Source organism: Mariniphaga sediminis (genome assembly GCF_003573545.1).
Taxonomy (GTDB): Bacteria; Bacteroidota; Bacteroidia; order Bacteroidales; family Prolixibacteraceae; genus Mariniphaga; species Mariniphaga sediminis.
In genome coordinates this window covers 14,847-33,448 of sequence record NZ_QWET01000013.1, presented here as the reverse complement: position 1 = coordinate 33,448, position 18,602 = coordinate 14,847, and the positions used below count along the sequence as shown (strand labels likewise).

14 protein-coding genes are annotated in these 18,602 nt (G+C 43.5%); 3 read left to right on the top strand and 11 right to left on the bottom strand.

Annotated features, from left to right (window positions below; genetic code table 11):
- Positions 1-4 precede the first annotated feature (4 nt).
- From D1164_RS16055 to D1164_RS16030, 6 genes are all read right to left on the bottom strand, one after another.
- Positions 5-2,617, bottom strand: coding sequence for a TonB-dependent receptor (locus D1164_RS16055; RefSeq protein ID WP_119350913.1), 2,613 nt, complete (start codon positions 2,615-2,617; stop codon positions 5-7).
- Positions 2,618-2,620: 3 nt separating this feature from the next.
- Positions 2,621-3,595, bottom strand: coding sequence for a FecR family protein (locus D1164_RS16050; protein ID WP_119350912.1), 975 nt, complete (start codon positions 3,593-3,595; stop codon positions 2,621-2,623).
- 58 nt (positions 3,596-3,653) lie between these two features.
- Positions 3,654-4,178: an RNA polymerase sigma-70 factor gene (locus D1164_RS16045; RefSeq protein WP_172594487.1), complete on the bottom strand. Its 525-nt coding sequence runs from the start codon at positions 4,176-4,178 to the stop codon at positions 3,654-3,656.
- 248 nt (positions 4,179-4,426) lie between these two features.
- Positions 4,427-5,722 (bottom strand): Gfo/Idh/MocA family protein, encoded by a 1,296-nt coding sequence (locus D1164_RS16040; protein WP_119350910.1) that lies wholly within the window; start codon positions 5,720-5,722, stop codon positions 4,427-4,429.
- Between the two features lie 27 nt (positions 5,723-5,749).
- Complete coding sequence (locus D1164_RS16035) at positions 5,750-6,703, bottom strand: formylglycine-generating enzyme family protein (protein WP_119350909.1); 954 nt, start codon at positions 6,701-6,703, stop codon at positions 5,750-5,752.
- A gap of 106 nt (positions 6,704-6,809) precedes the next feature.
- Positions 6,810-7,847 carry a galactitol-1-phosphate 5-dehydrogenase gene (locus D1164_RS16030; protein WP_119350908.1) on the bottom strand — a complete coding sequence of 346 codons (1,038 nt, stop codon included), beginning with the start codon at positions 7,845-7,847 and terminating at the stop codon, positions 6,810-6,812.
- A gap of 100 nt (positions 7,848-7,947) precedes the next feature.
- Here D1164_RS16030 and D1164_RS16025 point away from each other — a divergent pair, with 100 nt between their 5' ends.
- The gene (locus D1164_RS16025; RefSeq protein ID WP_119350907.1) at positions 7,948-8,970 is read left to right on the top strand and encodes a PorP/SprF family type IX secretion system membrane protein; all 1,023 of its coding nucleotides are present in this window, start codon (positions 7,948-7,950) and stop codon (positions 8,968-8,970) included.
- Between the two features lie 10 nt (positions 8,971-8,980).
- On the opposite strand, the gene D1164_RS16020 is transcribed toward D1164_RS16025, so the two are convergent.
- A complete protein-coding gene (locus D1164_RS16020) occupies positions 8,981-12,562 on the bottom strand; it encodes a PKD domain-containing protein (RefSeq protein ID WP_119350906.1) in 3,582 nt (1,193 codons plus the stop codon).
- 63 nt (positions 12,563-12,625) lie between these two features.
- Positions 12,626-13,402, bottom strand: a complete 777-nt coding sequence (locus D1164_RS16015; RefSeq protein ID WP_119351011.1) for an NIPSNAP family protein — start codon at positions 13,400-13,402, stop codon at positions 12,626-12,628.
- 334 nt (positions 13,403-13,736) lie between these two features.
- On the opposite strand from D1164_RS16015, the gene D1164_RS16005 reads away from it, so the two are divergent.
- Together D1164_RS16005 and ggt are read left to right on the top strand one after the other, a co-directional pair.
- The gene (locus D1164_RS16005; RefSeq protein WP_119350904.1) at positions 13,737-14,327 is read left to right on the top strand and encodes a porin family protein; all 591 of its coding nucleotides are present in this window, start codon (positions 13,737-13,739) and stop codon (positions 14,325-14,327) included.
- 249 nt (positions 14,328-14,576) lie between these two features.
- A complete protein-coding gene (gene ggt / locus D1164_RS16000; RefSeq protein WP_119350903.1) occupies positions 14,577-16,268 on the top strand; it encodes a gamma-glutamyltransferase in 1,692 nt (563 codons plus the stop codon).
- 85 nt (positions 16,269-16,353) lie between these two features.
- On the opposite strand, the gene D1164_RS15995 is transcribed toward ggt, so the two are convergent.
- From D1164_RS15995 to D1164_RS15985, 3 genes are all read right to left on the bottom strand, one after another.
- Positions 16,354-16,830, bottom strand: coding sequence for a hypothetical protein (locus D1164_RS15995; protein ID WP_119350902.1), 477 nt, complete (start codon positions 16,828-16,830; stop codon positions 16,354-16,356).
- Between the two features lie 87 nt (positions 16,831-16,917).
- Entirely contained in the window at positions 16,918-17,703 is a 786-nt protein-coding gene (locus D1164_RS15990; protein WP_206611032.1) for a DUF4159 domain-containing protein, read from the bottom strand.
- A gap of 72 nt (positions 17,704-17,775) precedes the next feature.
- Positions 17,776-18,477, bottom strand: a complete 702-nt coding sequence (locus tag D1164_RS15985) for a 16S rRNA (uracil(1498)-N(3))-methyltransferase (RefSeq protein ID WP_119350901.1) — start codon at positions 18,475-18,477, stop codon at positions 17,776-17,778.
- Positions 18,478-18,602 lie beyond the last annotated feature (125 nt).

Genomic DNA, 18,602 nt, shown 5'->3' with positions numbered 1-18,602 from the left:
GACTTTAAAATTTAAAATTATAGGTTACACTTGGCAGTACCGAGAACAAAGAGAATTTCTGATACGCAATTTTATTGGGGTCTTGAACCACATTAATATCCTGCATTTGAGGACCAACAAATACGGTAAGGGCATTCAAACGTCCGTAAGCATTGTAAAGGGAGAATACCCAACTCCCTTCCCAATTCCGGTTGGGTTTTTCCTTGTTTTTTAGCGTAAATGCCAAATCCAAACGATGGTAATCGGGAATACGGTCGCTGTTTTTTTCGCCATATACCGGGACAATGTATTTATCGAAAACAAATGTTTCCACGGGCAATGTGGTTGCATAACCACTGCTGTAAATCCAGTTTGCCGAAAATGAGCTACGCCTGGAAAGTTGATAGCTGCCATTAAATGTAATCCGGTGGGGTTGGTCGTGTGCAGCCGGATACCGTTTGCCGTTGTTTATTCCGGGAATTTTATAGAATATCCGGGAATAGGAATAGGATACTGCCCCGTTTAATCTTCCGCTGTTTTTTTCCAGCGAAAGCTCTAAGCCGTAAGCTTCACCTTTTCCCGGTTTAAGTAACTTTTCCACATTGCGGTTCATCGTCAGCAATGAATGGTCGGCATATTCGAGCTGATTGTTTAATTTCCGGTAATAAACCTCGCTGGAGAAACGGTATCTGTTTTGGGCAAATTTCAAAAACCAACCCATACTGAAATTGGTACTGGACGCCGGGGCAATATTATTATTGGTTGGATACCATACATCAAGTACACTAAACGAAGTCGCAGAATTTGATAACAGGTGCAGGTATTGCAGGGTGCGGGTGAAATTGAATTTTAATGAAGCATTTTTTCCGGTCAGATAACTTAATCCCAATCGGGGTTCAAGCCCGAATTTAGTCGTTACAATACCCTGGTTGTGTTGTGTCGATGTAACTTCATTGCCGTTAAAATTTAATTCTTCGTAGGGTGCCAATAAATGATACAGGTTCCATCTTAGTCCGTAACTTAGCGTAAGTTTTTGCATTACCCTTTGCTCGTTGGAAACATAAAAACTGTTCAGGTTGGTATTAGCCTGCGGCACTTCTTTAAATACTGAATTTTTATCGAAAGGCTTGCCGGGGTTTAATTTTTTGAACGAAGACTGAATCCCAAATTTTATGGTATTATTAGAATTAGGATACCAGGTAAAATCAACTTTCGCTTTTAAATCAGTGACACCGGCTTCCCAGTTAACCGGGCTTGTTGCCCTTGGAAAGTTTATTTCGTAATTATAATTGCTGTAAATCAGTGTGGTATTTGAAAAAAGGCGACTGTTGAAAATGTGGTTCCAGCGGAGTGTTCCGGTTGCATTTCCCCAAAAAATGTGATAGTTAAGCGGGGTGATTTTTATGGCATCCTGCCCAAAATAACCGGAAAGGAATAACCTGTTTCTGTCGTTGAATTTATAGTTTGTTTTCAGGTTGAAATCGTAAAAATAGAGTTTTGATTTTCTGGTGTATTCATCTGCCGAAAGCTTAAATGCCAGGTCAGCGTAAGTTCGTCGTCCTGTTATCAGAAAGGAAGATTTGTCTTTTGCCAAAGGACCTTCGAGCATTAACCGGCTAGAGACGGTTCCTACCCCTCCCGATACAGAAAACCGTTCCATATTTCCTTCTTTCATTTGAATATCCAGTACCGATGAAAGGCGGCTGCCGTAATTGGCAGGAAAATCGTTTCGGTAAAATGTCAGGCTGTTAATGGCATCGGAGTTAAACACCGAAAAAAATCCCATCAGGTGCGATGGGTTGTAAACTGTGGCTTCATCGAGCAAAATAAGGTTTTGCCCTGCGGCCCCGCCCCGCACATTAAAACTGGTTGCACCTTCCCCTTTTGTGGATACGCCCGGTAAAAGTTGAACCGTTTTTATTAAGTCGGATTCGCCGGCAAGAGTTGGCACCTGCTTGATATCGAGCGCGGTTAAACGTTTGGTATTCATGTTAACCGACCTTAATGCCCTGGTGTTGTCTTCAGCTGTTATCTCAATTTCATTGATGGTAATGGCCTTTTCTTCCAGTTCAATATTGAGTGTCTGATCTTCTGTCTGAACAACGACAACTTTTTGACTTTTATACCCCATGTTGCTTGCGGTAAGCTGTTTTTCCGTGTTTTCCAGTGTGAGGGAATAGAATCCGTAAGCGTTGGTTACTGTTCCTTTGTAGGTTCCGGGTATGGCTACCGTTGCCCCAACAAGCGCCTCTCCGGTTTGAGAACTGGTTACATACCCATTTACTGTATAGGTACCTTTGTGCTCTGTTTTTGAGGAGTTTCCTTTTTTTCTTTTTATTATAATCGAATGGCTTTCAATATCAACCGTGAACATACTTTCAGGAAACACCTCTTTTAAAAGTTGTGATAAACTAATTTTGCCGGAAGAAAGTTGAACCTCCCGATCCGTAGCAATGTCAGACGTCTTGTAAATGAAAGAATAATCTGTCTGTTTTTGTACGGCATTTAAAATGTCTTCGATGCTGTTGGTTGAGTTTTTTAGTCTTATTTCAATACTGTCAGGTTGTGCATGCACTTTCGCCGACAGGTAAAAAAGGAACAAGAGTAGCATTGTTTTCATGTAATCTGTTTTCATCATTGTTTAATTGTTTTCGTCCGGACTTTTATTTTTTATTGTTTCTGTTTTAATTGTGATATAGCGGTTGTTTATGGTGTAATTGAATTCAAGGGGACTGCCTAAAATGTGAAGGATTTCGGAAATGGTTGCATCCGCTTTAAACTGTCCTGTTACCTCCTCACCGGCAATTTCCTGTGGCACCTGAATTTTGTACAGGTATTTTTTCTCCAGTAACTCACAGACCTTTTTAAATGGGGTGCCGTTGAACTGAAGTTTCGTAACGGTATCGCTGAATTGTTTGCTCTCCGTTAATTTTGTTTTTGTGTTGTAGGTAATCTCATCCCCGGGTTGAAGGATGATCGTTTCGGATTGATTCAAAAACCGGATTTTCCCTTCGTAGAGTTTTACATCAACCTCCATCCCGGATTTTAGATTGAAAGAAGTTCCCAGTACCTGGATCTGCGATTGGTTCGAATGAACCGTAAAAGGTTGTTGCGGGTCATTGCTGATATCGAAAAATGCTTCCCCCTCCAGGTGGACTTCCCGGTTAAACCTTTTTTTTGCAGTAAGCATGGCGCCAGGCTGCAGGTAAATGGTTGATGAGTCGGGTAAATGTATAACCGGCCCGGCTTCGGTGTAATCATAAATAATTTTTGCTGAGCTCGAATAAAAATAAACCAAATAGGCAGAGGCTAAAATCAACAGGATAGATGCAGCAATTTTTACCAGGGGTTGCATCCGCAAAAAGACGGTGGCTTTGGCCGGTTGTTTTTTGCCGGATGACTTCAATTCTTCCCATTTTTTTTCTACATCAATAGAGTTGTATAACGGGTATGAATCGGCAGCTTCGAATGCTTTTTTGAATTTCCTGAAGTAAGATCTGTGTTCGTTACTTTCCTGAATCCATTTTTCTACCTGACGGATTTCATTTTCATCAGCTGTGTTATTTAAATAGTTAAATAACTGACGATCGCTAATATTTAAATGATTTTTGTTCATGCTTTCAATTATTAGTCGGATTAAATGCAGGTACTACTTACCTGCGAAATGATTTTTTTTACAAAAACGAAAATAGAATGTGTAGCAGGTGGTCTTTTAAAGCGGTCTTTAACTTCTTTAAAGCCTTGAAAATATGGGCTTCTACTGTTCTGACAGAAATATTAAGCTCTGCTGCAATTTCTTTATTTGATTTACCTTCATTCCGGCTTTTTATAAAAATATGCCGGCATTGCCCGGGCAAGGTGTCAACAATTTCATATATTGTTTTTTCAAGCTCCGTGCGATCAAACAGGTTTTCCATCTGACCAGTCTGGTCTGCTGTTGTCAGCGACTCAATGTATTTTTTTTGCGACTTTTCTTTTTTTATGAGATCAATACTTTTGTAGTAGACCGCTTTCTTTAGATAGGGGTATACATCTCCCTGAATCGATTTTGTATCAAGGTGTTCATAAAGCTCCAGAAATACCTGTTGCACCACGTCCTCTGCATCATCCATGTTATTTAAACACCGGTAAGAAACAAGGCAAAGCGCTTTGAAGTATTTAAAGTATGCTTTCCTGAATTCGGGTTCTGTTATTTTCACGTTGTACTGTAATAATGGAGAATTAATTTAATTCCATAGGTAGGACAAGATTCACAATAATTACTTTATGGTGGCTGATTTTCCTGAAAGGTGTTTTTGTATTCTTATGTAATCCGCTTGTATTGGGACCTGGACAGTTGGGTGGGGGAGTCTGAAAAGTGAAATGAAGTATAAAGTCAGGCTGTGGTTAAAGGATGGTTAAACCTGACAGGATTTAAATCCTGTCAGGTTTAAATTAAAAAGGTGGATTAAAAATCGGTATAATCCCACTTACCGCGGTAAGGACGGCCTACCATCAGGTTGGCGTAATCGTCGCCTTTAAATTTTTCGGCTGCCGGGTCCCATAGCAACGGGCGCTGTAATTCGTAAGCAATGTTGGTAAGGTTACAAACCGAAGCGGTCCGGTGCCCTGTTTCTACATCTGAAACCGGTTTGGTACGGTTTCTCATGGCGTCAATCCAATCCTGGTAATGATTGTCGCTGACATAAACCCGTTTGTCGGTTTCTTTCAGATCGGTTTGGGCCAGTTTTTCATTGGGATAGGTACGCAGAAAACTTCTACTTACTTCAATTCTTCCTTCCGTTCCAATTATCTGTACACCATTTCCATCATCTTCTCCTCCCCAAAGTTTATGGTTCAGGCGCACCCCATTTTCATAAATCATTGTTAAACCATGCGTCTGAGCTGGCTCTTCGGGTGGAAGAAACTGTACCGGCCCTGATTCGTCCATGTTCAAAGCCCATTGTGCTATATCAAACATGTGGGCTCCCCAGTCGGTAATAAGGCCGCCGCCAAAATCGCGGTATCCGCGCCACCATGCCCAGGGACCGTTTACATCAGGCGGTGCCAGTATTTCGTTGTAGCCCCGGTAAAGCGAAGGGCCTATCCATTCGTTCCAGTCGAGACCTTCCGGTACCGGTTGGGTGGGCAGGTCGCATTGTTTTACCGGCTCGCCTACGCTCACGTTAATCTCCTTGATTTCGCCGATGTAACCATTTCGGGCCAGTTCCACAGCATGGCGGAAATCGCGCCACGAACGCTGCATATTGCCGGTTTGAAATACACGGTCGTATTTTCGGGTGGCATCAACCATAGCCCGTCCTTCGGCAACGGTAAGCGATAATGGTTTTTCGCAATAAATATCTTTACCGGCTTTGGCCGCGTCAACTACCATTTGAGCGTGCCAGTGGTCGGGAGAAGCTATTACTACCGCATCGATGTCACTGCGTTCGAGTAACTCACGGTAAAAATGGTATCCGTCCACTTTTACATTCAGGCCATTACCGGAATTGTTTTTATTGGCCTTTTCAACAAACAAATCAAGTTTGTTTTTGAATACATCACAGGCTGCAACCACTGCAGTTCCTTCACATTTACCAATGCCTTTCAGCAAGGTAGTAACCTGTTTCCCAACGCCAATGTATCCCAGATTAATCCGGTCGTTGGCAGCAACAAAACCATTTCCTCCCATCACGTGCCTCGGGATAATGGTAACAGCAGCAGCGCCTGCGGCTGCTTTTCCAATAAAATTTCTACGATTCATTTTATTCACTCTTTAATTGGTTTATAGTTATTTTACATCTTTAGTACATCTGAAACCGGTGTTGAATAGCGAAGTTTCATGCGAGTTCATTGAACGTCCGCTTACAGAAAAACTATCTTCTCCATTTTGATCAAAAAAGAACGATCCGCCGCGAATCACTTTCACGTTTGATTGAACAGGGTAAGATTCACTGCTTCCGGGGTAGGGTTTGTAAATGTCGGCACACCATTGCCACACATTCCCTCCCATATCCGTTAATCCGGCTTCGTTTTCTCCGAATGCTCCCACCGGTGAGGTAAACAGGTATCCGTCCTTCGTCTCCGGAGCATTGATGGGGCCCTGCCATGTATTGGCAAAGTATTGGCCGTTTACCGAAATTTCGTTCCCCCAGCTAAATTTTTGTCCGCTGTTTTTTCCACTCCGGGCGGCAAACTCCCATTCTGCTTCGGTAGGCAGCCGCTTGCCGGCCCAACTTGCATAGGCCATGGCATCGTTCCAGCTAACATGCGTAACCGGATGACTATCTTCTGCCATAGGGCCTGCCGGACCAAATGGTTTTTGCCAGGTAGCCCCGGGCAGAAGCTCCCAGGCCTGCTTGTCGAGGTTGAAAACACCCGAGTCTCCAAATTTCTCTGCCTCTGTTTTATGTCCGGTAGCTTCAATAAATTCACGGAATTGTGCCGCAGTAACCGGCGATTTGTCCATATAAAAAGGGTCAACTTTTTTCTCATGAACAGGCCGCTCGTTGGGCAGTCCGTCTTCCGACCCCATCATAAAAGTTCCACCTTCCAAAAATATCATTTCACTTTCCGAAACTTTTTTTTCCCCGGTAACTATCTCTTTATTTTTTTTTGGCGCAGTCTCCGTTTGAACCCGTGTAGCATTTTGTTGCTCTCCTCCGGTAGATTTTTCTTTTTGGGATGACTGACCAGAACAAGCGGTTATTATCAATAAAACTGTAAAATAGAAGAGTTGTCTCATTCCTGAAAATTATTCTTTGGTAAAAATGGCCGTTTTTATTTTGTTTTCAAAACGAAAGGGAACATTCCTTGTAATTTTATAAACGAATAAATACGGCATTTTTTGGCTATTTGTCCGGGATAAGTATCACTTTATTGAGGCCAGGTTCTTTTTCGTAAAGCCGCTTAAACCATTCAGCTCCTTCGGAGAGCGGGGCTACAGCAGAAACCAGTTTTGAAACGTCCACTTTTTTTGCTGCCAGCAAGTCGAGCGCCAGCTCGTATTCTCCTTTAATGGCGCAGCTTCCCTGCACTGTAATTTCACTTGTAACCACTTTTTGAAGCGGAAACTGAATTTCCGGGGAGAGGTTCCCAACAAGAACGACAGTACCCCCTTTGCGTGTATTTGTAATGCAGGTTTGAACGGTTTCTGTAATTCCTACTACCTCAAAAGTCAGATCGAAACCACGGCTTTTGGTAAGTTGCAGGATACGTTCATCTATATCTTTTTCTTTTGGGTTGAAAGTAAAATCGGCACCGAATTCATGTGCCAGCTTGAGTTTTTTATGGTCGATATCGATAACAACCACCGGGTTGGCGCCAAAAAGTTTGAGCAGTTGGACCACAAAAACCCCTACCATTCCTGCGCCGGCAACCATCGCACTGTTGCCGGGTTTCAGCCCGGAAACATTCACGGCATGGGCAGCCACTGCAATGGGTTCAACCATGGCAGCCTCCACAAACGAAACATTCTCCGGAATGCGATGAAGAATATGTTGGGGTACGGCCAGCCTTTCAGCAAAAGCCCCGTGACGGCGGTATTCTCCGGGCGAGACTCCCAGTACCTGCCGGTTGTTGCTCAGGTTATAATGCCCTTTCAGTGTGAACCAGTCGTTGAGCGGGTAAACAGTGGAGTCAAAGGTTACACGATCACCGGTTTTCCAGTTTTTTACATCACTTCCCGTTTCAATAATCACACCTGACGCTTCATGTCCCATTACCAGCGGTGGTTTCCGGCGCCCGGTGCTGCCATCCATTCCATGCACGTCACTGCCACATATTCCGCATGCTTTAATTTCTATTAAAACCTCTCCGGAATGTATTTCCGGTTCGGGAAAATCACGGTAATTCAATTGGTTGTATTCGTCCAGTACAAGCGCTTTCATTATTCTGTTTTTTCGGTCTCAATTCATACAAAAATAATGTTAATAAACGGGAATGTGCCTTTCAGTATAATGTTATATTTACGCGTTGTCAAAAAACCGTATGAAAAGCCAAAAGTCTGCCGTCCGTATAAGGTTTGTAATCTTATTACTGATTTCTGTGTTGTGTGCACACGGGCAGGATGTGTCTTTTTCTCAATTTTATACCAACCCGCTTTATTTAAATCCTGCCTTTGCCGGTTCGATGGAGGTTCCAAGAATAGCGCTTCAGTATCGTAACCAGTGGCACAGTTTCAGCAATGCGTTCAACACTTATAGCGCTGCCGCTGATTTTCCGGTGAAAAAATTGAAGGGAGGCGTTGGTTTTTTTCTTTTGAATGATGCGCAGGCCGGTAACAGTTACCGATCGATTGAGGCCAGCGCAGTTTACTCGGTTTTTATAAAGTTAAGTGAAAGGTTTCGTATGCATGGGGGAATCCAGGCGGGCTTTAAGCGCCATTCCCTCGATGTTAACAAGTTGGTTTTTCCGGATAATGTGGACCCCAGTTTTGGGAACCATGGAATTTCGGGAGAGCTGGAATATTTTTCCGATGCCGGTTTTTCCTTTGCCGACTTTTCTACCGGAGTTTTGCTCTACAGTCAACGATTTTTTGGAGGCGTTGCGGCACACCATCTGGCAGAACCGCGCCAGTCGTTTTACACCAGCAAAGAGGACGATAGTAATAAACTCTATCGTAAATATACTGCTCATCTGGGAGCCCGGCTTCCGGTTTACCTTAATGGGCAGCATCGGAAAAAATTTGATATTTCCCCGCAAATGATTATGCAATATCAGGGAAATTCAGGACAGATGAATTACGGGCTTTTGGTTTCGAAATGGGGGGTTACAACCGGTACATGGTTCCGGCAAAATTTTGGGCTGAAGTACGATGCCTTGATTCTCCTTGCGGGGTTCATGAAAAAGAACTGGCAGTTAACTTATACTTACGATATGGCTGTTTCCGGAGTTTACGGAGAAGCAGGTGGTACAAGTGAAATCAGCCTGGTTTTTCTATTTAAAGAGATTGATCTGGGGAGCTACCTTCCTTTTCACCAGGTTCATGACGACAAATTCGGGTTTCAGTGATTTTTCTAACTTACCGGATTAAAAGAACCTGTCCTTTTTGTTCGTGTTTAAAACCCTGGATGTCGAAATAGCGGGAAATCCACACGTAATTTCCCATGGGGGCGGGGCTTCCGTTGGGTGTGGTTCCATCCCATGCTTCTTCGGGCGAATGGGTTTGAAATACCCGGTGCCCGTTTCGGTCAAAAATTTCCAGCTTGAAGCGCGAAAGGTCGGCACCGGCGCCAACCGGCATGAAGGTCCGGTTTTTTTCGATGGGACTGTCCGGACGAAATGCATTGGGAGTATAAACGGAAAAGGGGAGTATTGTGATCAGTGTGGCGGTAGTGTCTTTACAGCCATATTCCGATTCTGCGAAAAGGGATGAGGTGTATTCGCCCAATTCGGTGTAGGTATGGACAGCATCCCGACCTGAGGACGAGTTCCCATCGCCAAAATTCCAGAAGAAAATATCGGCGCTTTCTGATTGATTGGTAAATGTAATACGGGCATTTTCTATTAAGGCAACAGGATAGTCCACATCAAAGACGGCTTCAGGTTTGGGATGAACCCAAATCCAGTCCTCTTTGATGAGTGTGTCGGTGCATCCGGTTTCTGAAGAAATGGTAATTAAACCCACATCAAATCTTCCTGAATCAGGAAAAACAATGAGGCCTGATTGTCCGGTGGCAGAGGAGATACTGTCGGCAATCCAATAAAAATCAAGGTGCTCATCTTCAGGATCAGCAAAAACTTCTGTGACAAAAGGCTGGCAATCTTCTAAATGCTCTGCGGAAAAATCGAAATGTGGTTTCCGTTTCAGTTGCATTTCCAGCGGATTGCTCAGGCACCCGAATTCGTTTACTACCAGCCTGACTGTACCAACTGGTTTTTCAATGATTACGTTGATGGAATCGTTTCCCGTACCGGTTTGGTACATGCCGTCAAATTCCCAGGAACAAAAGGAAGAGTCGGTATTTTGCGGATAATAAATGAGGATGGAATCGGTATAACAAAACCTGGGGTCGGCAGATATTGTGGCAACAGGTGTTGGGAATACCTTCACCATACTGTCGATAGTAAAGCTGTTCTGACACTGCGTGACAGGATTGGTGATGGTCAGGCTTGCGCTGTAAAATCCGGTTTCCGTATAATATTTTGTTACATTCTGGTTTTGCGAGGATGTGCCGTCGTCAAATTCCCAGTTGAATTCAACGTTGTCTTCTACCAGGAGTTTGCCCGAGAACCCGACGGTCAGCTCATCGCAACCACGGGTTGGACTTGCCATCATTGTAAAGTTGGGTTTGGCTCCCAATGGTTTTATTGTCGTGTCGCTGTAACAGCCGTTGTCGTTAATAAAAAGACTGATGTGAGGTGGATTTTCGAGAAAGGCTCCCAATGAAACCTGGTAATTCTGCCACCCCAAGGTGTCAACGAACCGACAGCCATCCAAATCCCAGAAAAAAGTGGCACTGTCAGTTGCCGCTCCGCTAAAGCGCAGCTTTTTACTGTAACCTTCACATTTTTCATCGTTTTCAAAAGTAAAATCAGAATTGGGTTGCGGATGGAACCGGATAAAAAAGGTGTCTCTTTTTATACATCCGTCAGTTGTTTTAAGCTGGTAGTATACTTTGTAACTGCCCCATTCTTTTGCTTCAATATTTACAGAAGTGTGGGATTCATTGGAAAATATAAGGGGTGAAGCTTTGTCTGTATTCCATTCAAAACTGCCTGGGTAATTCCATACAGATTTAGGAGCTCCGGAAATTGAAACTGAAAGGTGTGCTGATTTTTCTCCGCACACCAGCGCCGGGCCGGATATTTCTGTGCCGGGAACCGGAAAAACCTCCATCTGCATGGTGTCCCGGGCAGGACAGCCGTACTGATCCCAAACGGTAACGCGGAATTCACCCGTTTGCGCCGCGGTAAATTTTTGGAAGGTAGAAAGGGTATCGCCCTGTTCATTTTGCCACAGGTAACCGGTAAACCCATCGTTGGCATCAAGTTCTACGGAGTAAGGTTCGCACCCTTGATCGGTTTCAATACCCAGCTCTGTTTCCGGGTGGCTGACATAAAGGTATATGGAATCTTCCAGTTCGCACCCGTCTATAGTCGTCACTTTTACACGATACCTTCCGGGTTGGTTTACGGTTAATGTTTGTCCGGAATCTCCTGTATTCCAGGTGTACGTGTCGAAATAAGGGCCTGCGTCAAGTGTCCGTGAATCGCCGTGGCAGAGTAGGAGGGTGTCTCCGTTGAAATCGATACTTTTACCAAGATCAAGTACCAGATTGAGATTGAATCCAACCCCATAGCCATACGACTCAACCCCTCCAAATCCGTAAACATAGGCAAGGAAACCACGATCTTCCTTCGTATTGAAAATCCGGTAAGTTCCCGGTCCGATCGAAAGTTGTGCCCATGAATAATTACTTCCGGAAAATGGTGTAAACTCGTTTTGGATGTGGTCTCCGTCAAATAAAATATTGCCGGTTTCTTCGGTTAGTGTAACAATATTTACATAGTATTTTTGAATCTGATCCGAGTCGTATGCAACAAAAGTGACATCATTTTTTGACTGCGTAACAGAACTCAGAACAATCATAAACGGGTCTCCGTTACCTCCAGTGTATTCTTTGTCAACCGATTGTGACTGACTGTATTGAACCACCAGAAGCGGTTTTTCGGAGAATATTCTTTTGGGCTGATTGTGATAAAGAACCAGTTCCTTAAACTCTCCGCGGTTTAATTCAAAAGGGGAAAGCCCATCAATATAAACAATCGTATTGTCGTGTGCGGCCATGATGCGGTATAGATCCTGCTCACGCGATTTTAGGGGAACAACATAGTATTCCCGGCCCCAGGAATGGATGGGGGGAATTTGTTCATACAAATGATCCCATGCCGAAACCCCTGTCTGTGCAGGAACCGTAGTTGCAAGAGAACCGGAATAAAATGCCACCGGTTTATCAGCTAGAATGTAACTTCCGGTTAAGTCTCCCTGCCCAGGAAGGTTGTCGCGGTTCATAGATTGCACCTGAAATACTTCCCCTTTATTCAGTACAACTTCAATGGTGTCGCCAGCGCTTACCTGTTTATCTGTCACTTTGGAAGGAACAATCAGCACCTTAGTTAAGTCGGTTGTGGCAACAATCAGAAACTGGCTGTTTCTTCCATTGCCGTAATTACCATTATTTTCATGAATGTGCGGTTCATAGCATATTGCAAAGTATTCGTTGCCCAGCGAAGCTACCGGGTAGATCACTGCAACGTCTGCTGAGTTTCGATCCCAGTTCAGTGCATATACATTTACCGACTTTTCCGAAACCAGTCGAATTCCTTTGTCTTGTATCTCCTCAGAGCCGGTCGCTTCAACCAGTTGCCAGGGGATTTCAATACGGACTCTGTTATTTGCCTGAACAGTATATGTTCCGTTAAACTGCGTTTCATCTTTCCCAGTAAAAACCTGGAAATTTGTGGTTTCACGCGCTGTTACCGTAATTTCAACAAAATGCTGATTATGGTAGTTCCTGCTTTCCATGAAGCCGAACCAAAACTCCGTGCCTTCTGTTGATTTACGGCAAAGATCATCCTGCGCCAATAGGCTGGCTGCCAAACTAAAAAATACTATAAATAAGAAAACCCTCTTCAATACTTAATTTGCCTCGCTGGTAAAAGTTTAAACCTGGCTAAATTCCAGAGGGGTAAGAAATATCTTTTTTACTTTACTCACGGTGTCTGCGTATTCCTCTTTTACCCGCATAACATTCCATTCGTCGCTTTCACGGAATTTATCCCAGTTGGCATCCCGCTCTTCCATGCCTTTAAACCACAGCATGTACATGAGTGCCGGCATAAATCTTCCGGCCAGAATTTCTCCAAAGAATACGGGATGCAGTCCTACTTTTTCAAAAAGCGGCAGTTCTTCTGTATCGAACATTTTCACTTTTCGCCTGAATGCATCTTCGTTATAACTTTCATAGGTGCGTAGCTCGAACAACCCCCGGTTTTTGGCCGGCATTTTAAATTGGGGAATGCTCTTGAATGCATCCATTAAAAAAGTTTCATGCCGTTCAAAAACCGGTTGGTTGGCAGGAAGATCGAAATAACTCTTTGCCGCTTCGAGGTAGGTTTTGCTGGTTTTCATTTCCTGAACGGTATTCCAGTAATCGGAAGGGCTTTTGTGGATGTGTAGAATGTATACCCGTGGAGGCTCTTCCATGCTGTATTCACCAAAGGCGCCAACTGTTGCCCCTCTGCTGTTAAGGAAAGGAATCACAGCCTGTGTGTAATACTCTTTCAACTGACTGATTCCGCCTCTCCGGGCGAATTGATACACCTTCAGTTCATACAGGTTTTTTTCTTCAGCAGGAATATTACGGGCGCTTAAATTGCTTGATACAACTGCCGTTCCTGCAAATGCTGCCGATTTTTTCAAAAACGATCTTCTTTCCATTTCTGTGGTTTTTTATTCCTGCCAATATACAAATTATTGCTTTGCAAACCAGCCTTATAAACTTTCAATATTTTGGGGTAATGCCTGCATGTTATTATATATTTTGGAAGGAAACATATTTTTTCCAAACCTTTTAACCAGGAGGAGACATACTCTTTTCAGTGATGCAAAAGTAAGGCTTCATTTAAGGCCTGTTACGAGCAGAAGAAAAACGGGTTGGCATAATAATTGGGTTACGGGCAGTAAAACAGAGAACGTTTCACGCAGGCAGAAAAAATGCCGGGAAATTATACTTAGATAGATAATGTGAACGTTTAGAATAAAATTTTATGCCATGAAACAGTTAATTATTATCACGTTTTTTTTAATGTCTTCGGTTGTTTTGGTAGCCCAGCCAACATTTGATTTAGGTATCAAAGCCGGGATAAACAATTCAAAAGTTACGTTTAGGGCAAGTGAGTATAACTCTGAGTCGATAGTAAAAGCGCATTTTGGCGCCTTTGGCCGCCTTGGCTGGGGAAGGATTTATGTGCAGCCTGAAGCTTATTTTAGTTCCAAAGGAGGCGAGGTATTTGAAGAGGGCACCCCTTCTGAAAGAGCCGGGCGGTTCGATTATAACAACATTGATATTCCGGTATTGCTGGGTGTGAAGGTGATTAATGGAGGAATGGCCAATGTCAGGGTGATGGCCGGACCGGTGTTCAGCGTCATGACTTCGAATAAAATTGATGGTAACGATCTTTTAAATAAACAGTATTATGAAGATAATTATTTTGGTTACCAGTACGGTATCGGTGTGGATGTGTCAAATTTTTTCATCGATGCCCGTATGGAACATGGAGGGGAACTGTATAAACATCCCACGCTGGATATCGACGGGAAAAACCAGACCTTCATGATTACTGTCGGATTTAAAATTCTTTAAATATAAAATACAAACCCAACCATTAAGAAAATGCCTGCCATGTGCGGGCATTTTTTTTGTCATTTTGAAATTTTATTATCAATATGATAGATAGACGCAGCAACCAATGAACTTTCTCTTCTAAATATTTAATAAAAGAAGAGATAAATACCGACCGGATTTTGTTTTTGTTGATCTAAATGGACACCATCGTTTTTGATGGAAGAAGCTGTTTTCGTATTTTAGAGGAAATAATCTAAATCAAATCTGATGAAAAGAATTTCCGTTTCTGTTATGGTTTTGTTTTGGACAACTTTCCAGCTTGTTGCACAGGATCGGGTTACAGGTAGGGATTTTGCCACCCGCAGCGAAGTAATTGCCCAAAACGGAATGGCCTGCACCAGTCAGCCATTAGCTACCCAGGTTGCAATCGATATTTTAAAGTCAGGCGGGAATGCTGTTGATGCTGCCATTGCAGCTAATGCTGTGCTGGGGCTTGTTGAGCCCACCGGCTGTGGAATGGGCGGCGACTTGTTTGCTATTGTGTGGGATGCCAAAACCCAAAGGTTGTATGGGCTGAATGCCAGCGGACGATCGCCATACGATCTTACACTTGAGTATTTTAAGGAAAATAACTACGAGAAAATTCCTGCATTTGGACCGCTTCCTGTGTCGGTGCCTGGTTGTGTGGACGGGTGGTTTGAGTTGCACACTAAATTTGGAACCCTTCCGATGGAAAAAATTTTTTCACCTGCCATTCAGTACGCCCGTGATGGCTTCCCGCTTTCAGAGGTGATTGCCTACGCCTGGCAGAGGAATGCTGAGATACTGAAGGAATACCCTGGCTTTGCCGAAGTTTTTATGCCCGGCGGAAAAGCTCCGGGGAAAGGAGAAATTTTCAAAAATCCTTTTCTGGCAGGTACTTTGGAGCATATTGCCCGCGAAGGTCGTGATGTTTTTTATAAGGGCGAAATAGCACAAAAGATCGTAAAATATGTGCAGGAGCAGGGTGGCTTTCTGAGTATGAAAGACTTTGAAGATCACACTTCTGAGTGGGTGGACCCAGTTTCGGTAAACTACCGCGGATACGATGTGTGGGAGCTTCCACCCAACGGCCAGGGAACTGCGGTGCTGCAAATGCTTAACATTCTTGAAAATTATGACATTGCAGAAATGGGGTTTGGGTCGCCGGAATATATGCATCTTTTTATAGAGGCGAAAAAACTGGCGTTTGAAGATCGCGCCAAATATTATTCCGACCCGGATTTTAACAATTTGCCCATCGAAGAACTTATTTCCAAAGAATATGGAAAAAAACAAGCCGGGATGATTAACCCGGACCGGGCGGCCAACACGTACCCGGCATGGGAAATGGAGCGCGGGAATACCATTTACCTGACTACGGCCGATAAGGAAGGAAACATGGTTTCGCTCATTCAAAGTAATTTTAGGGGGTTGGGTTCCGGAATGACTCCCGGGAAGCTGGGGTTTATTTTGCAGGATCGGGGCGAACTGTTTTCTTTAGAGGAAGGGCACTTTAATGTGTATGAGCCACACAAACGTCCGTTCCATACCATTATTCCGGCATTTATAACTCAGGACGGCAAGCCGTTTATCAGTTTTGGTGTTATGGGAGGTGATATGCAACCGCAGGGACATGTTCAGATAATTTGTAATATCATAGACTTTGGGATGAACCTGCAGGAAGCAGGCGATGCCCCCAGGATTCAGCACACCGGTTCCAGTAAGCCCACGGGCAGTAAAATGACAGATGGCGGAAATGTGACTTTGGAATCAGGTTTTTCATACCAAAGCATTCGTAAACTGATGCAGAAAGGGCACCGGATTGGTTTTGGCTATGGGGCTTATGGCGGGTATCAGGCTATTCTTTGGGATAGTAAGAATAAAGTATATTATGGCGCCTCGGAGTCAAGAAAGGACGGTCAGGCTGCCGGGTTTTAAATGCCCGAATGGCAGGGGATATTTTTCAATAAAAAAAGCCCTTCTGCATAATAACAGAAAGGCTTTTGTATTTGTAATTCTTTATTTACCAGATAAAACGTACTGACAGGGCTATTTCATCGCCCCAGAAGCCGGTATAGCCGATAATATTAAATCCCGGTTTCCAATCCAGACTGATGTTGAACGGAATGGGTTCAATGTTGTATTCAATACCGATAATTCCATCGATACCGACAACGGTATAATTGTCATTATCATCAAACCAGGGGTGATCATCATATCCATCCCAAAAGCCGATGTGACCACCAAAACCATAATACCAGTTCAGTCTGGGTGTGTCAAAGGCCTGGGCATGGATTTCATACAGACCTGTAATGTTAAAGCCCCGCCAGCGGCTTGACAACAAGCCTTCAATGGCCCTGTCGCTTTCGATAAAATGTTTAACGGTTAATCCATTTGACAAGCCACCCCTTACACCAATCCCTGTGTTATAATCCTGCGCATTGGCTGACAACACAACAAGAAGAAATAGTGTGGATGCAAGAAATACTTTTTTCATCATTTTCTGTTTTTAATTAATACTAGTGTTCGTTTATAACGTTTAAAATGCAAATTTAGTTGTAATATTTATTGGGAGGACGGGATTTAACTACTGGCTGAAAACATAGGAAATAATATTCGCTCCCATTTTTAATGCCCTCTCCCGGACCTCGGGCGGGTCGTTATGCACGGCCGGATCCTCCCATCCATCTCCAAGGTCTGATTCATAGGTGTAAAGACATACCATACGTTCTTCGATAAAAATTCCGAATGCCTGCGGTTGTTTATTGGCGTGCTCATGAATTTTTGGTAATCCTTCGCTGAAATTATATTTTTTATGAAAGAGCGGGTGGGAAGGAGGCAATTCCACTAATTCTCTATTGGGGAATACTTTTTTGATTTCCCGGCGGAAAAATTCATCTAACCCGTAGTTGTCGTCCACATGCAAAAAGCCACCGGCTTCCAGGTAAGTTTTCAGGTTGAGGGCTTCGTTTTCCGAAAGCACAATGTTGCCGTGACCGGTGAGATGTACAAACGGAAAGTGGAAGATTTCGGTGCTGCCAATTTCTACGGTGGATGGTTCGGGGTGGATGTTGGTGTGCAATTCTTGATTGCAATAGGCAATTAAGTTAGGCAGGGCCGTCGGATCGGCATACCAGTCGCCACCGCCACCGTATTTAAGCAGTGCAATTTTTACGGATTGCGACCGGGCATTGGTCCAGCCTGCCAGCAACATGAAAAAGAATAAAAAGAATTTTATATAATTAAAATTGTTCTTTTTTTGAATGGCAACAGATGCCTGTCTGCGCGGTGTCGTAAGACAGGGAACTCCCGGTTTCTGATAGCTACCGGGATTCATCAAACTTTTGTATGAATATTTTTTATTTATGGTCATTTCATGGCAACAATTATGGCGAAAATACAATTCCGCGGGGAATTGAAAAAATTAAACAGGCCAGAGCTTACATTATTCGTTGGCCAGGTTTACAATATGACAGGCAACGACTCCTGCCGTTTCGGTGCGCAAACGCGAATTTCCAAGCGATATTTCTTTGAAGTTGTGCGCTTTTGCCTGCTCTACTTCTCCCGGGCTGAAATCACCTTCAGGCCCGATTAAAATCAACGTGCTGTTTTTCCTTTCTATTTCTTCCTTTAAATGCGGTTTTTCGCCCTGTTGACAATGAGCAATAAATTTTTGAGAAGCTATTTCTTTTTGAATGAGTGCATTAAATGAGGTTAGGGGGTTTAATTTGGGAAGATAAGCTTTGACCGATTGTTTCATGGCTGAAATTACTATTTTTTCCAGACGTTCCGGTTTTATGGTTTTCCGTTCGCTGTGCTCACTCAGGAATGGCGTAATTTCATCGATTCCTATTTCCGTTGCTTTTTCTAAAAACCATTCCAACCGATCGATATTTTTGGTGGGGGCGATGGCAATATGCAACCAAAAATCCCTTTTGTTAAATTCCTGTTGTGCTTCCAATACGGTGAGCCTACATTTTTTGGGAAGGGGCTCTGTTATTTCTGCCGTATAAAAACCACCTTTCCCGTCTACTACCTGTACCTTGTCGCCTTTGCCGAGGCGCATCGATTTTACAACATGTTTTGATTCCGTTTCGTCTAGCGTAATTTCATTACCCAAAACAACGGGCATATAGAATATCTGCATGGTAACGTATTTTTCTTGTTTGCAAAGTTAGTCCAAATTTAAGTAGCCGGACGTTTGCTTGTTTAACATTTTCTTTTTATGCCTGCGGATAAGATTACCGGGAAGTTTAGGAGACTCAGGATCTA